12 protein-coding genes are annotated in these 13,582 nt (G+C 41.8%); 10 read left to right on the plus strand and 2 right to left on the minus strand.

All coding sequences use genetic code 11. From position 1 onward, the window contains the following. Positions 1-11 precede the first annotated feature (11 nt). Positions 12-1,226 carry an MFS transporter gene (locus ELQ35_RS05665; RefSeq protein WP_126863853.1) on the minus strand — a complete coding sequence of 405 codons (1,215 nt, stop codon included), beginning with the start codon at positions 1,224-1,226 and terminating at the stop codon, positions 12-14. 236 nt (positions 1,227-1,462) lie between these two features. On the opposite strand from ELQ35_RS05665, the gene ELQ35_RS23010 reads away from it, so the two are divergent. Beyond that, positions 1,463-1,597 carry a sigma 54-interacting transcriptional regulator gene (locus ELQ35_RS23010; RefSeq protein WP_370873433.1) on the plus strand — a complete coding sequence of 45 codons (135 nt, stop codon included), beginning with the start codon at positions 1,463-1,465 and terminating at the stop codon, positions 1,595-1,597. 111 nt (positions 1,598-1,708) lie between these two features. Further along, the gene (locus ELQ35_RS05675) at positions 1,709-3,049 is read left to right on the plus strand and encodes an MATE family efflux transporter (protein WP_126863854.1); all 1,341 of its coding nucleotides are present in this window, start codon (positions 1,709-1,711) and stop codon (positions 3,047-3,049) included. 94 nt (positions 3,050-3,143) lie between these two features. Here ELQ35_RS05675 and galU read toward each other — a convergent pair whose 3' ends face one another. Then, a complete protein-coding gene (gene galU, locus ELQ35_RS05680) occupies positions 3,144-4,019 on the minus strand; it encodes a UTP--glucose-1-phosphate uridylyltransferase GalU (protein WP_126863855.1) in 876 nt (291 codons plus the stop codon). 371 nt (positions 4,020-4,390) lie between these two features. On the opposite strand from galU, the gene ELQ35_RS22515 reads away from it, so the two are divergent. The 8 genes from ELQ35_RS22515 (at position 4,391) to glgD (ending at position 13,576) form a co-directional block, all read left to right on the plus strand. Next, positions 4,391-4,558 (plus strand): hypothetical protein, encoded by a 168-nt coding sequence (locus ELQ35_RS22515; protein ID WP_185861674.1) that lies wholly within the window; start codon positions 4,391-4,393, stop codon positions 4,556-4,558. 49 nt (positions 4,559-4,607) lie between these two features. Beyond that, entirely contained in the window at positions 4,608-6,281 is a 1,674-nt protein-coding gene (locus ELQ35_RS05685) for a DUF6044 family protein (RefSeq protein WP_126863856.1), read from the plus strand. Positions 6,282-6,309: 28 nt separating this feature from the next. After that, entirely contained in the window at positions 6,310-7,347 is a 1,038-nt protein-coding gene (locus tag ELQ35_RS05690; RefSeq protein ID WP_126863857.1) for a glycosyltransferase family 2 protein, read from the plus strand. Beyond that, positions 7,301-7,735 carry a GtrA family protein gene (locus ELQ35_RS05695; protein ID WP_126863858.1) on the plus strand — a complete coding sequence of 145 codons (435 nt, stop codon included), beginning with the start codon at positions 7,301-7,303 and terminating at the stop codon, positions 7,733-7,735. The genes ELQ35_RS05690 and ELQ35_RS05695 overlap by 47 nt, the downstream gene beginning before the upstream one ends. Before the next feature lie 197 nt (positions 7,736-7,932). Continuing rightward, complete coding sequence (locus tag ELQ35_RS05700; RefSeq protein WP_126863859.1) at positions 7,933-8,946, plus strand: glycoside hydrolase family 15 protein; 1,014 nt, start codon at positions 7,933-7,935, stop codon at positions 8,944-8,946. A 401-nt stretch (positions 8,947-9,347) separates the two neighbouring features. Beyond that, on the plus strand, positions 9,348-11,294 hold the full coding sequence (gene glgB, locus ELQ35_RS05705; RefSeq protein ID WP_126863860.1) for a 1,4-alpha-glucan branching protein GlgB: 1,947 nt from the start codon (positions 9,348-9,350) through the stop codon (positions 11,292-11,294). Beyond that, positions 11,284-12,429: a glucose-1-phosphate adenylyltransferase gene (locus ELQ35_RS05710; RefSeq protein WP_126863861.1), complete on the plus strand. Its 1,146-nt coding sequence runs from the start codon at positions 11,284-11,286 to the stop codon at positions 12,427-12,429. Before glgB ends, ELQ35_RS05710 begins: the two co-directional genes overlap by 11 nt. Before the next feature lie 40 nt (positions 12,430-12,469). Then, on the plus strand, positions 12,470-13,576 hold the full coding sequence (gene glgD, locus ELQ35_RS05715; protein WP_126863862.1) for a glucose-1-phosphate adenylyltransferase subunit GlgD: 1,107 nt from the start codon (positions 12,470-12,472) through the stop codon (positions 13,574-13,576). Positions 13,577-13,582 lie beyond the last annotated feature (6 nt).

The following is a 13,582-nucleotide window of genomic DNA, read 5'->3' on the forward strand; positions in this document are numbered from 1 at the left end:
ATTACCGTATCTTATTCTGCAACCGTTCCAGGACTGGAGGTTACTGCCGTACTGTTTTTCCAAGTTACGACTAGGGCATAACTAATCATTAGAATAAAGGCACCGAAAATATAAGGGAAATTAATATTGATGTCGAAAAGGATGCCGGCAAGAGCCGGCCCAATCATGTTGCCGATGCTCATGTACATATTATTCATTCCAGCTACGAATCCCTGTTCATTTCCGGCCATTTTTGATAATAAAGTGTTCAGCGCCGGGCGCACTAAAGAGGTGGCCGTAAAGAAGATGACTGTGATCGCTAATATCGACCAGAAATTTGTCGCCAACAACAACACGATCATCGAAGCAGCAGATAGCAGGAATGTCCAGTGCATAACCTTTTTCTCCCCAAAGCGTGTCAGCATCTTATCGACTAATATGGATTGAATGAACACCCCGATCAAGGCGCCAATCGTGATGATAATCGAAATATCCTTAGGGGTAAACCCGAATCTTTCATCTACATAAAGTCCAAAAATTGCTTCAAAATTCGATAAGCCAAAAGTCATCGTAAATACAAGAATCAACAACATGAAGTAAGGAGCTTTAAACGATTTTTTCATTTGTTTGATAATGCTTTCCTTTTGACGGGTAGCTGAACGGGCTTTGTGTTGTGCTTCCTTTGAGAGTGTCTCTGGTAACAGTACCAGGGAAATAAGTGTAGCAATACCTGCAATCACTGTTGAAGTGTAAAACGGTACCCGTATCCCGATCTCAGCAAGAAAACCGCCGATCCCGGGACCAATGACAAAGCCAAGGGACATTGAGGCACCGAGAAGCCCCATTCCTTTGCCGCGTTCTTTTTCTGTAGAAATATCAGCGACATAGGCCATCATTGGCGGAACCATGAATGCCGCTCCAATCCCTCCAAGAAGCCTGGAAACATACAGCATCCACATTTCCGTTCCAACAGCGAAAATCAACTGAGACAACGTAAAACCTAAAAGTCCGATAATAATCGGGATCTTTCTTCCATATTTATCAGAAATCTCCCCAGCAATTGGGGAAAACATAAACTGGGTTAATGCAAAAACGGCAACAAGATAGCCCATAGCCTGGCCGCCGACCCCAAATTCTTTCAGGAACATCGGCAAAACAGGGATAATTAATCCGATTCCAACCATGGCAATGAACATATTGACCATTAAAATAATTAATGGAGTCCGATTCTCTTTTAAAGATGACATCCTTTTCCCCTCTTTCATGAAAAACTAATGAGCAAAAATCCAATTGAACGACTGATATACACAGAGTTTTGTATCAGTGGAATAAACGAAACCTTAAACAACCACATCATTCAATATTACAACGCTGAGTCACAGAAAATCAAGAACATTTTACATATATTCGGAAATTAAATACATCATTTTTTCGGGTTACATTCCTAAATTATAGGAATTTCAAGTCTCGAAATGAAAATACGGTGAATTCCCGAAATCGGGAATCATTCGGTGCGTTTACCGGGTCCAGAAAAGGTGGGGCGAAGGGGAAATTTGAAATTGCCCATTACGGTACTATTTTCCTTGATGAAATGGGAGATCTGCGCTTTACGGCGTAGGTTATTCGGGCATTTTTTAATTGATTTAGAAACTAAATGCTAGAAGTTTTCGAAAAAAACCTTAATAATAGAGGAAAATTAGATGTTTTACTAGAGAAAAGGGTGTATGCAATGGCCCAACAGGATTTTACACAGGGAAATATTATGAAGCAATTGGTTGCTTTTTCAACTCCGATTATGTTTTCGAATCTTCTTCAAGCATCCAGCCAATTTATCAATAGTTTATGGGTCGGCAATCTCCTTGGAGCAAATGCATTAGGGGCGATTACTGTTTCGGGAACGGTCATTTTTACCGTACTTTCCTTTGTGATCGGAATTAATAACGCAACCCTGACCATTTTGTCCCAGCAAAAGGGAGTGAATAATCAAGACGGCTTAAAAAGTTATTTAAATGCTTTCGTTGTTATTTTGACATTGTTGGCTCTCGTCCTTGGTGCGGCCGGATTTCTATTTTCGGAACCTATTTTAGTGATGCTAAATACACCGGCTGTTATGGTGAAAGAGGCGACATCATATCTTCAAATAAACTTCATCGGTATTTTGTTCCTGTTTGGTTATAACTTCATCGGCACCATATTACGGGCACTCGGCGATAGTAAAACCCCTTTGATGTTTGTGCTGATTGCAGTCCTGTTAAATGCCGTTCTTGATCCTGTGTTTATCTCTATTTTCGGTCTCGGGATGGAAGGGACAGCCTATGCAACGATCCTGTCGCAATGTATCGCTTTCCTTGTCGGCATCTATTTAATCATTCGCCGGAAACTGGTCCCATTCGGCATTCCATCAGTACCCAAAAGCGAAGAAGTGTTGCTTATCTTAAAACTCGGCATTCCTTCAGGTTTACAAATGACGGTGATTTCTGCAGGAGTTATGGCATTGATGAGTGTAGTCAACTCCTATGGGGAGAATGTTGTTGCCGGTTTTGGTGCTGCCCAGCGGATTGACAGTATCATTATGCTTCCTGCTTCAGCTCTCGGAACCGCAGTAAATAGCATGGCTGGCCAGAATATTGGTGCCGGTCAGTGGGCTCGGGTATACAGGATTGCACTTTATGGCGTTCTATACAATTTATTCATTATGCTCATCCTTGCAGTTCTGATCGTTTTGCTTGCCAAGTATGGAATCAGTTTATTTATCCAGCAAGAAGATGCACTGCGGTTCGGCACTGAATATCTCAAAATTATTGCGTTCTTTTATCCATTTCTCGGACTTAATTTCATTTTAAATGGAATCGTCCGCGCATCAGGTGCGATGTTTCAGGTGCTCGTGCTGAACATCATTTCATTTTGGGTGCTCCGCTACCCGTTAACGTATGTATTTTCCAATATGATGGGGGAGAAGGGAATCGCCTTTGGAATGGGGACAAGCTTTGTGATCAGCAGCGTCTTCGCTTATCTTTACTATAAATTCGGGAAGTGGAATAAGCAGAAGCTGTTTGAGGCGAAAGAATAGGCGGAGAAAGCTCACCGCCGTAACGCTCGATTCATATAAAGTCTCAACACAGGAAAAGACACCTTTTTTCGGTGTCTTTTCCTGTCTCTCTATTTTAAATTGAATCGATTTTTGCTAAAGTTGCCTTTAAGTACATTTCAAGTTTCGCTTTTAACTCAGGCCTTTTAAGCGCAAAATCAATGGAAGCCTGTAAAAAACCGAATTTGTCCCCGACATCATAGCGGAAACCCTCAATCAGGTACGAATACATCGGTTCTCTTTTTAGCAGTTGATCGAGGGCTTCGGTTAGTTGAATCTCGCCATTCCTATCGGGTTTGATGGTTTCCAGGATCGAAAAGATGCGCGGGGTTAAAATATATCTGCCAATAATCGCTTGAGCGGATGGAGCATCCTCGATCGCCGGCTTCTCGACTAAACCTTCTACTTTAAATAACCGTTCCATTTGCAATGAATAGTTGACGATTCCATACTTTACCACATCTGATCGCGGGACTTCATGGCAGCCTAATATGCTTGACCCCGCCTCCTCAAATTGATCGATCATTTGCCTTAATGCAGGTACTTCACTGTCGACAATGTCATCACCGAGAAGAACAGCAAACGGTTCGTCTCCAATAAATTTTTTGGCGCAAAGAACGGCATGGCCAAGTCCGAGGGGTTCCTTTTGCCTTACATAATGAATGTCTGCCAGATTTGAGATATCCTCAACCATCTCAAGCATCTCTTCTTTCCCATTCTTCATTAAAGTCACTTCAAGCTCGACTGATTTATCAAAATGGTCTTCAATTGCTCTTTTATTTCTGCCCGTAACGATAATGATATCTTCAATTCCAGACTCTACTGCCTCTTCAATTATATATTGAATAGTTGGCTTATCCACGATCGGCAGCATTTCTTTCGGCTGTGCCTTTGTCGCCGGTAAAAATCGTGTCCCTAAGCCCGCGGCAGGGATGACTGCTTTTTTTATCATGAAAACCAGCCCCTTATCAAGGTGTTACAAAAAGAGTGGAAGTTATTTGTTTTCCTTCAGCGAATTGCTCCTCAAATTTCCCATAACCAATTCCTTCCTGCATGCTTCTATCCTATTCGTAGTATTAATGAATATATGCGTTGGTTTTTCGTTTCACAATCAGTACCGGGAAATTTCTTTTAATCGGAGGAAAAGGAATATATTTCAGCGCTTAAGCAAACGTTAATAGCACCAAAGATTTTATGTAAAATCAATATGGCTGTTTTTAATAGGGTGCTTCCGCTTTTCTGACTAAATAAGAAAGTATAGCTTTTTCAATGTGAACTGGTGTCTAGCGCAAGCAGTCTAGCCCCGACGCACAGGACGTGCTAGTGCCGACGTCACCACAGGAAGTGGCGATCTTAGTCGGCCTCGAGGTCATAAGCCAACCATCTGATGGTGAGAAAACCGCTCCCCATACAGACGTTCGAATTATCCTTGTCGGACTTGCACAGGATGTGTTGACGTCGACGTTCGCCACAGGACGTGGCGGATCTTAGTCGACGTTCCTTTTTCAAGAACTTTCGCTTTTCTTGTGAGGTGTTTCGATTGTTTTTAAAAGAGAATAAAAAGGAACCGAAGCTTATTGGTTTTGCACTGGTTTTGCTCTGTGTTTATTTAAGTCCGTTGTTCATTCTAGGGGAAAATGCGCACATTCGTGTTCATGATAATTTAGATTCCAACATGGCCTGGTATAAAGTATTAACGGAAAGCGGCCAGCTGTTTGGCGGTGTGGCCTCGGAAATACCACAGGTGATCAATGGTCTGTCCAGAAATGCATTTGGAACCGAATATAGCGGGATCGTTTGGCTGCATGCTCTGTTTCCGACGATGATGGCTTATGCGTTAAGTCAGGCAATCACCCGGTTCTTTGCTTTTCTCGGAATGTATCTCTTATTGAAAGATCATTTCATAACAAAGCAGGAATGGGGAGTCATTCGTGTAGGGATAGCTCTTTCCTTTGCGCTCACTCCTTTTTGGCCTTCGGGGATGCTAAGCACTTTGGGTATGCCGCTTGCGCTCTGGGCGTTGTTGAATATCAGGAATGGGGATAAGTCCTGGAGAAACTATCTCGTCCTCACATTATTGCCGCTTTATTCAAGCTTTGTCCTCGGCTTTTTCTTTTTCCTGACAGCGATGGCCGTGTTCTGGCTGGTCGATTTTATCAGAGGCAAAGGATGGAACTTTCGGTTTATTTGTTCAATTGCCTATATGACTTTCATCTACTTGATGGTCGAATACAGGCTTGTTCATTCGTTTCTTTTCGGAACTGAAGCAAACAGCCGGGATGAATATTTTCATGCAAGACTTCCTCTCTGGAGATCGATACGGCTAACTTTTAAAAATTTTGTGCTTGGCCATACACATGTGATGACTGTCCATGCATTAATTCTTCTTCCCGTCGTGTTGTTTGCCTTTTATCTTGTTTTCAAACATCAATTATGGCGAAAGGAAAAGCTATTTATTTTCCTGTTGGGATTGGACTTTGCCCTTTCGACGTGGTATGCCTTCTGGTTTTATAAAGGATGGGCGCCTTTAACGGAACAATTTCACTTTTTGGATACGTTTAATTTTGCCCGTTATCATTTTTTGAGACCGCTTATCATTTATGTCAATTTTGCTTTGGCCTTGAGAGTTATTTGGAACCGCACGAAAAATAAAAACTCGATTACAGCTGTTATATTCGCTCAGATTTTCATTCTTTTTGCTTTCAATGATGAGATTATTTATCACACAAAGCCTTCGGTAAAAGAATTTTATGCCGAGGAATTATTCGACGAAGTTGAAAACTATATCTCACTCCCCCAGGAGGATTATCGGGTCGCAAGCATTGGAATCCACCCTGCAATCGCACAGTATAATGGATTTTATACGCTCGATACATATAACAATTTTTATCCGTTACGCTATAAATATAAATTTCGTAAAATAATTGAACAGGAACTGGCAAAAAATAAAACCATCCAGACATACTTTGATGAATGGGGAGGCCGCTGCTATCTTTTTTCTGATGAATTAGGCAAGCGTTACATGTTTAACAAGGATTCGAAAAAGCGGATCAAACATCTTGAACTGAATTCACAAGCATTCAAAGAGCTAGGGGGCACGTATATATTTTCAGCTTTACCCATTGAAAACGCTGAAAAAATAAAGCTGGAATTAGAAAATGTATTTACCTCTAGAGAAGCTGCTTGGAAAATTTATTTATACAAAGCCATATAAACATATAAACACCTGGGAGGTTGCACAAATGTCAGAACCAATTCTTACGATTGTTGTACCCTGTTTCAATGAGGAAGAAGTTCTTCCGGACACAATGAGTCAGTTAAGTATACTGTTAGAGGATATGAGCGCCCGGTATCTTGTTTCCAAGAAAAGCAAACTATTATTCGTTGATGATGGCAGCAAGGACCGGACCTGGCAGATCATCCATAAAGAAAGCCTGAAAAATGAACGGGTAACCGGTTTGAAACTGACACAGAATGCAGGACACCAAAATGCGCTGCTCGCCGGGCTGTTTACCGCAAAGAATATGTCCGATTGCGTTGTCTCGATAGATGCTGACTTGCAGGATGATATATCCGCAATCATTGGATTCATTGAAAAGTTTCGTGAAGGATTTGACGTAGTCTACGGTGTACGGCAAAAACGCGATACTGATTCGTTTTTAAAACGGACCACCGCTGAAGGTTTTTACACACTAATGAGTAAATTAGGTGTTGATCTCATCTATAATCATGCGGATTTTCGCTTAATGAGCCAAAGAGCACTTCAAGCATTGGAACAGTTTGAGGAAGTAAACATGTTCCTTCGCGGGATCGTTCCCCTTATCGGTTTTCGGTCTACTTCTGTTTATTACGACAGGAAGGAACGCCAGGCAGGAGAAACAAAATACCCTTTTAAAAAAATGCTCGCCTTTGCCTTTGACGGGATTACCTCCTTTTCCGTGACACCGATCCGTTTCGTTTTATTTGTGGGTGTCCTATCGTTCGTTATCAGTTTTCTGTTTGGCTGTTATTTTTCGATATTAAAATTTTTCGGGAACACCGCCACCGGCTGGACGTCTTTGATTACATCGATCTGGCTGATCGGAGGCTTGCAGTTGATTGCTATCGGACTGATCGGCGAGTATATCGGGAAAATTTACAAGGAATCCAAGCGCCGTCCTAAATATATTGTCGACATGGACTCCTATTCATTGCCAATGTCACTCCATTTGAAAAACAAAGAAAGAGAAGAAGATGACGCATATAGCCTTGCTCTTAGAGATTTGCCTGAATCAAACTAATTCATTTATCCGTTTTTTACTGGTAGGCGTCCTCAACACATTAGTCGGGTTGTCCACTATTTTTCTGCTTATGGATGCGTTAGCGGTAAACTATTGGCTCTCTACATTCATCGGTAATGGGGCAGGAGCTGTTATCAGTTTTCTTTTGAACCGGACGTTCACTTTCAAGAGCGGCGTTTCGTTGAAAAAAGGAGGGGTACTGTTCGTTGCGGTCATCACCCTCTGCTATACTGTATCTTATGGCACCAGTGAGTGGTTAAGCGGCCATCTTTATCACCTATTCCCTGTTTCACAACAAAATCTTGCTGTTATCCTCGGAACTTGTATCTATACGGTCACAAACTATATCGGGCAAAAACTAATTGTGTTTAAGCAAGCAACGGGCTAAATCATCATATTATTAGATAAATGAGTCAAAAGCTGACAACCTGAATAAAATAATACCATACAAGCAGGATGTTAGATTCGGACAGAAATAAATATTTGTAAGCGCTCTAATTAGAAATAGTTTCCTGTATCGGTTTAAAATCGGTGAACTTTGAGTAAATAAGAATAAGAATCGATAGCGTTAAGGAGTGTATAATCATGAATGGCGAAAAAGCAATTTCAGTGCTTGATCAGATGAGGCTGCCTAATGGAGCTTATACGGCCAGTGTTTCTCAGGATTATGGGTATGTATGGATCCGGGATGTGATATATACCGTACTGCCGTTTTTGCATACAGCTTGTGGTCGGTATGAGAAAGCTTATCATAGTTTGTTCGATTTATTTAGAAAATACGAATGGAAAATCGATATTCATACAAAAAAGAAACCGGTATATCTTCACGAATTTATCCATTCACGTTACGCCAGAGATTTAACAGAGCTTCACGTAGAGTGGGGGCATGCACAAAATGATGCGATTGGGGCATTCCTCTGGGGTGTCGGTGAAGGAGTGCGCAAGGGTAAAAAAGTCATTCGCGACGAAAGAGATTTGCAAATTGTCCAGAAGCTTGTCCATTATCTTGATTGTTTGCAATATTGGCAGGCAAAAGACAATGGAATGTGGGAAGAAAACATGGAAGTCCATGCTTCCAGTGTCGGAGCTTGTGTGGCTGGACTGCATGCTGTTAAAATGCTGGTGGATGTAAAAGAAGATAGTATTCACAAAGGCGAAGAAACACTCCGTTTTATGCTCCCGCGTGAAAGTGAAACGAAAGAAACTGATTTGGCTTTGCTCTCCTTAATATTCCCTTACAGAATCGTTGACAGGCGTATGGCGCTTGCAATCGCCAATCATGTTTCAAGCAAGCTGGAACGGCAGTATGGATGCATTCGATACGAAGACGATCAATACTATAACGAAGGCAGCGAAGCAGAGTGGTGTTTCGGCATACCGTGGCTGGGATTGTGTTACAGGGAACTGGGAATGATGGATAAAGTCCAGGAATATATCAAGAAAACGATGATGATCGTACCTGAAAACTGGGAAGTTCCGGAATTATATATCGGCGGCAAAAACATGCCCAATAAAAATACACCACTGGCATGGGCTGTTTCACTATCGTACCTGTTTTTAGAGGGAAGCGGAGAAGGAAGGCAATACAAAATACAATAGAAAAGCGGACGGCATAAGGGGTGTCTATTTCTGTCTTATCTTTGATTCCCTTTGTTGGGGACTTTCTATTGCAATGACTGTTTGGTGTTGTGCGCACAAACGGTCTTTTTTTAATTTAGCCAATCTTTTGTTTTATTACACCCTAACCATTCCATAAAAGCAAACAAGCTATGTTTTGTTTTTCCGAAAAAACGGGAAAAGGACTTTGATTGTAGCCGCTTACGTATAACTATTGCTCACTAAGTTTTTTAATACTTGGCTGCTCAATTAAAAAAAGAGCATTTCCATAATTTTATTTACATTCCGACAATAAAAGACAGCTTTCGGCAAAGGATTCACCATTTATGTAGCGAATATATTACAATAATAATATACATACAGATGAAGGTGGTGGTGATAATTTGGGCAGTACACTGCAATTGAAGCACGATGTGAACCCAAGTGAGTTTGATTTGTATCTGTTTCACGAAGGAACACTATATGAAAGTTATAAAACGTTTGGCGCCCATCCGGCCACTCTTGAAGGGATCGACGGTATCAGGTTTGCCGTGTGGGCCCCAAATGCCAGAAAGGTGTCTCTCGTCGGAGATTTTAATAATTGGGACGGCAACGGGCATACGATGGATCGAGTCCATCAATCGGGAGTTTGGGTCATTTTTGTTTCAGGACTTCAGGAAGGGGAATTATATAAGTACGAAATCCTTACCCAGGAGAACAAGGTCGTTCTCAAGGCTGACCCGTATGCATTCTTTTCTGAAGAACGCCCCAACACGGCATCAATTGTCCATAGATTGGATCACTATGAATGGCATGACCAAAAATGGATCGCCAGCCTTCCTAAATCGGATCCATACCACAGACCAATGCTCATTTATGAGGTACACCTCGGCTCCTGGAAGAAAAAGAGCAATGGGGAGTCCTATAGCTATCGTGAGCTTGCCGATGAGCTGATTGAACATGTCTTAGCAAACGGATTTACCCATATTGAAATCATGCCGCTGATGGAGCATCCTTTTGATGGATCGTGGGGCTATCAGATTACCGGATATTTCTCAGCAACCAGCCGGTTTGGCACCCCTGAAGATTTCATGCACTTTGTTGACTGTTGCCACCAACGCGGGATTGGCGTAATCATGGATTGGGTCCCGGCACACTTTTGCAAGGATGAGCACGGGCTGGGCCGCTTTGATGGAACACCGCTTTATGAGCCGATTGATCCCTTGCGAGCTGAACGTCCATTATGGGGGACGTATAGTTTCGACTTTACGAAACCGGAAGTTGTCAGTTTCCTTATTTCAAATGCCTTGTTCTGGATGGACGTTTATCATATTGATGGTTTCCGGGTCGATGCCGTTTCCTCGATGGTTTATTTAAACCATGACAACCCATTGCCGCAAAAGCTGACAAACGAATTTGGCGGAGAAGAAAACGGAGCTGCGATTGCTTTTATCAAAAAGCTCAACGAAACGATTTTCGAGAAACATCCCGGGGCCCTGATGATGGCCGAGGAAGCAACGGAATGGCCTCTGGTAACGGCTCCAACTGATACAGGAGGCCTGGGATTTAATTATAAATGGAATATGGGCTGGGTGAATGATGTCCTGCGCTATATGAAGCTAGAATCTTCCGAACGGGCCAACCATCACAACCTATTAACCTTTTCTTTTTTCTATGCGTTTTCAGAGAATTTCGTTCTCCCTTTTTCACACGATGATGTAGTGCATGGGAAGCGCTCCTTGTTAAACAAAATGTCCGGTGATTACTGGCAGAAGTTTGCAAATTATCGTTTGCTTTACGGATACTTCATGACACACCCGGGAAAAAAGTTATTGTTCATGGGGAGTGAATTAGGGCAATTCGCCGAATGGAAAGACAAGGAAGAGCTTGATTGGAATCTGTTGGATTTTCCATCCCATCAAAAACTTCATCATTATCTGAAAGAGCTTAATCAATTTTATCAAGAGAATTCAAGTCTTTGGAGGCTCGACCATGAACCGGATGGTTTCGAATGGATCGATCATAGCCACCAAGAAAGTGTCTTAACGTTTATGAGAAAAGGAAAGCGAAAAGGGGATTATTGCATAGTTGTCTGCAACTTTTCCGCCAATGTTTATGAAAGGTACCGCATTGGGATTCCATCGAATGGGAAATTCATAGAAGTATTTAACAGTGATGCCCAGTCTTACGGGGGCTCAGGAATAATCAATCAGGGCGCAATCGGATCTGAAAAAGAACCTTATCACAATCAACGATACAGCATGGAAGTCACCGTTCCTCCATTAGGTGTAGCGATTTTTATGAAACAAACAAAAAATAGACGGGGGAGAGTTGAACATAATGGTAAATAAGAAGTGGATTGCAATGTTATTAGCCGGTGGGCAGGGATCAAGACTGGGAGAACTAACGCATGAGTTAGCAAAACCAGCCGTGTCATTTGGCGGAAAATATCGGATTATTGATTTTGCATTGAGCAATTGCACCCACTCCGGCATTGATACAGTCGGCGTATTAACCCAATATCAGCCTCACCTGTTGAATGCTTATGTAGGGAAAGGCAGTGCGTGGGACCTGGACCGTAATAATGGCGGTGTATCTGTGCTTCCCCCTTATCAAGGGAAAAACGGGGGACATTGGTATGAAGGAACAGCGAATGCTGTCTATCAGAATATTCATTATGTGGATCAGTATGACCCGGAATATGTACTTGTCATTTCCGGCGATCATATTTACAAAATGGATTATACGAGACTGCTTCAGTCTCACGTCGCACACGGAGCACATGCAACCATTGCTGTCATCCAAGTTCCATGGCACGAGGCCAACCGGTTTGGAATCATGAATACCGACACTACTGACAAAATAGTTGAATTCGAGGAAAAGCCGGACCAGCCAAAAAGCAATCTAGCATCTATGGGAGTCTATCTTTTCAATTGGAAAATCCTTCGAAAATATTTAATACAGGATGAACAGAATCCGGTTTCTTCTAAGGATTTCGGAAAGGATATCATTCCTAAAATGCTTGCAGATGGCTCAAGCATGTATGCTTATCGGTTCGATGACTATTGGAAGGACGTAGGAACGATTCAGAGCCTATGGGAAGCACATATGGACCTTTTGGGCAAAAACCCTGCATTCTCCCTGAATGATCAAAAGTGGCAAATCTATGCAGGAAACGCAAATCACCCGCCGCACTATATTTCACCTGGAGCCGAAGTGAAACAATCGCTAGTCAACGAGGGTTGTATAATTTACGGACAAATCGATCATTCGGTACTTTCTTACAATGTCCAGGTTGGAGCAGGTACGACCATTCATGATTCCGTCATCATGCCGAATGTTACTATCGGAAAAAATGTAACGATTGAAAGAGCGATCATTGCAAATAATGCAGTCATAGAAGATGGTGCAGTGATTCGGCCTGTAAAACAATCTGACGATATCATACTGATCGGAGACAGACAAAAAATCTTCACACATATATAAAAAGTACTGTAAACCACAGAGATACTTAGGGGTGATGGACATGGGCAACGTATTAGGAATTATCAATCTTATCAATGAAAAACCATTTCTAAAAGAATTGACACAGCATCGGTGTATGGCATCTGTGCCCTTTGGCGGCCGTTATCGCCTGATTGACTTTACATTGTCAAATTTCATTCACGCTTCTATCACGAAGGTAGGCGTGTTTACGAAAGAAAAATATCGTTCAATCATGGATCATTTAGGATCGGGAAAAGAATGGGACCTCGACCGAAGAAATGGCGGATTGTTTATTCTGCCACCCGTCCATCCTGATGAAAAAATGAAAGGCGATCTCGAACACTTTTATGATCATCTTGAATTTTTTCAACGATCGCATGAAGAAACGGTCATCATTTCGCCAGGTTATCATGTCAGTAAGATGGATTTTAATGATATCATGGCCAAACATAAAGCTGATCAGGCAGACATAACAGTTGTTTATAAAGATTATCACGGTACCTCAGTTGAAAAGCCGATATACCATACTTGTACATTTGACGAAGAGGAGACTGTCACAGATATCGAGCTTTATACTTCACCGGTGCCGGGAGAACATGTTTGTCTTGAAACCTTTGTGATAAGCAAAAAACTGTTAATCAACTTAATCATTAATTGTGTGGGAAATGGTGAATATGATTTGATAAAAGATGCTGTGAAGGCGAATCTTCATACTTTGCGTGTAAAAGCATACCATTTCACAGGTGAAATGCCCTTTATCCATTCTGTTGAAAGTTTTCACTCCGGGAATATGGCTTTTCTAAATCCCGAAATCATCCGTTCCAATTTTTATGATTCGTGGGATTTATATACGAAAGTTAAGCACGAAGCTCCTGTAAACTATGGCCTTTCATCTAAGACAAGTAACTCTTTAATTGCCAATGGCTGCGAAATTGAGGGGGTTGTGGAGGATAGTATTCTTTTCCGCGGGGTCAAGGTCCATCCTAATGCTATTGTAAAAAATAGCATTATTATGCAAAGAGGAGAAATTGGTGAAGGAGCTTACCTAGAAAATGTAATCATGGATAAACAAGCAAGGATTACGAAAGATACAGTTGTTATGGGCGGGTTCCATCCAAAAGTAATCAAAAAAGCGGAGATCATCTAACGGAGG

Source organism: Peribacillus cavernae, assembly GCF_003989135.1.
GTDB classification, from domain to species: Bacteria; Bacillota; Bacilli; order Bacillales; family DSM-1321; genus Peribacillus; species Peribacillus cavernae.